Source organism: Mycobacterium sp. TH-M15, assembly GCF_057473705.1.
In genome coordinates, this window is the sequence record NZ_JBYCLB010000117.1 from 1 (window position 1) to 1878 (window position 1878).

Annotated in this window: 4 protein-coding genes; all 4 read left to right on the forward strand. The window is 72.0% G+C overall.

The genetic code is table 11. The annotated features are described in order from the left end of the window. The first annotated feature begins 12 nt into the window (after positions 1-12). Positions 13-615: a heparin-binding hemagglutinin gene (locus AC2VNT_RS02965; protein ID WP_486945441.1), complete on the forward strand. Its 603-nt coding sequence runs from the start codon at positions 13-15 to the stop codon at positions 613-615. An 86-nt stretch (positions 616-701) separates the two neighbouring features. Further along, the gene (locus tag AC2VNT_RS02970; protein ID WP_486945439.1) at positions 702-983 is read left to right on the forward strand and encodes a DUF2516 family protein; all 282 of its coding nucleotides are present in this window, start codon (positions 702-704) and stop codon (positions 981-983) included. Between the two features lie 44 nt (positions 984-1027). Continuing rightward, the gene (locus AC2VNT_RS02975; protein WP_486945442.1) at positions 1028-1408 is read left to right on the forward strand and encodes a DUF2599 domain-containing protein; all 381 of its coding nucleotides are present in this window, start codon (positions 1028-1030) and stop codon (positions 1406-1408) included. Further along, on the forward strand, positions 1408-1878 hold a 471-nt coding region (locus AC2VNT_RS02980; protein ID WP_486945440.1), incomplete at its 3' end, for a 2-deoxyribose-5-phosphate aldolase. The genes AC2VNT_RS02975 and AC2VNT_RS02980, both read left to right, overlap by 1 nt.

A 1878-nucleotide genomic window follows, 5' to 3' on the forward strand; every position in this document is an offset into this window, starting at 1 on the left:
AGGATCACTGATATGGCCGAGAACCCGACCGTTGAGGAGCTGAGGGCTCCGCTGCTGGCCGCGATCGGCGCTGCCGACCTGGCGCTGGCCACCATGAGCGACCTGATCGCCAACCTGCGCGACCGGGCCGAGGAAGCCCGCGGCGACGCGAGCAGCCGGGTCGAGGAGCGCCGGGCGCGCTTCGCCGAGCTGCGCGACGAGCTGCCCGAGCAGTTCGCCGAGCTGCGTGAGCGGTTCACCTCCGACGAGCTGCGCAAGGCTGCCGAGGGTTACGTCGAGGCCGCCACCAGCCGGTACAACGAGCTGGTGGCGCGTGGCGAGACGGCGCTGCAGCGGCTGCGCCAGTCGCGGCTGGAGGAAGCGTCGGCGCGCGCCGAGGGCTACGTCGACCAGGCCGTCGAGCTGACCCAGGAGGCGCTGGGCAACGTTGCCACCCAGACCCGCGCGGTCGGTGAGCGTGCCGCCAAGCTGGTCGGTATCGAGCTGCCCAACAAGGACGCGGCCAAGAAGGCTCCCGCCAAGAAGGCGCCGGCCAAGAAGGCCGCGGCCAAGGCCCCGGTCAAGAAGGCCGCGAAGGCCGTGCAGAAGGCGACCAAGAAGGTCACCCAGAAGTAGTCCGGAACAGCGCTGCTCGACTCCGCGTCGCCCTGGCCGGCGGCGCGGAGTCGACGGCGGGGACGGTAGCCGCCTAGGCTTGCAGCGTGAGCGCTCAAGCACCGGTGACTACCGTTCTGGCCGTTTTGGGGTACGTCGTCCTCGGGACGGTGGTGTATGCCTTCGTCCACGCGGCGATGCAGCGGCCGGACGCCTACATCGCCGCGGAGAAGCTGACCAAGCCGGTGTGGCTGCTGATCCTGGCGGGCAGCGGACTGGTCGCGTTGTTGCTCGATGTGCTGGGAATGGCGATCGCGGCCTGCGCGGCCGGCGTCTACCTGGCCGACGTGAAACCCAGATTGCTCGAGGTCCAAGGCAAGTCGCGCTGAGCGGCGTGCGCGGCCGGATCGTGGCGGTCGTGGCCGGTCTGCTCATGGTGCCGACGGCATCCGCATCGGCCGATGCCGGCCCGCCGTACGTCGACCACACCGAGTGGGTGAGCTACAACGGCCAGCCCGAAATGCTCAGCCTGCGGGTGTATCCGACGCCGGCGGCCCGGGCGGCCGGCGCCCGGGCGGGTGTGTTGGCCGACGCCGATCCGGCCGCCCAGGAAGCCTGGCGCGAGGTGCTGGCCAGCGCCCCGGACGCCGACACACCGGGGATGCGTGAACAGTTCCTCTGCCACTGGCGGTTCGCCGAGTTCGCCCGCCCCGGCAAGCTCAGCTGGAACCTGGAGCCGTGGCGTCCGGTCGTCGACGACGTGGTGATGGTCGGCTCGAACTGCAATCCCGGCGCCGCCGAGGAGACCTTCTGATGAGCGCGCGGCTGACCCGCGGTGAGCTGGCCGCGCTCGTCGACCACACCCTGCTCGCCCCGGAAGCCACCGCCGCCGAGGTGGTGGGGCTGCTCGCCGACGCCGCCGATCTCGGGGTCGGCGCGGTCTGCGTGTCGCCGTCGATGGTGCCGGTGGCGGTGGCGGCCAACTCGGCCAACTCGACTGCGGTCGTGGTCGCCACCGTCGCGGGCTTCCCGTCCGGCAAGCATCTGCCGCAGATCAAAGCCGAAGAGGCCGCGCGGGCGGTCGCGGCCGGCGCCGCCGAAGTGGACATGGTGATCGACGTCGGCGCCGCACTGGCCGGCGACTGGGCGGCGGTGCGGTCCGAGATCGCGATGGTGCGCGCCGCCGTGCCCGCTGTGGTGCTCAAGGTGATCATCGAGTCGGCGGTGCTGCTCGGCCTAGCCGGCGAGGCCGCGCTGGTCGGCGCCTGCCGGGCCGCCGAGGCG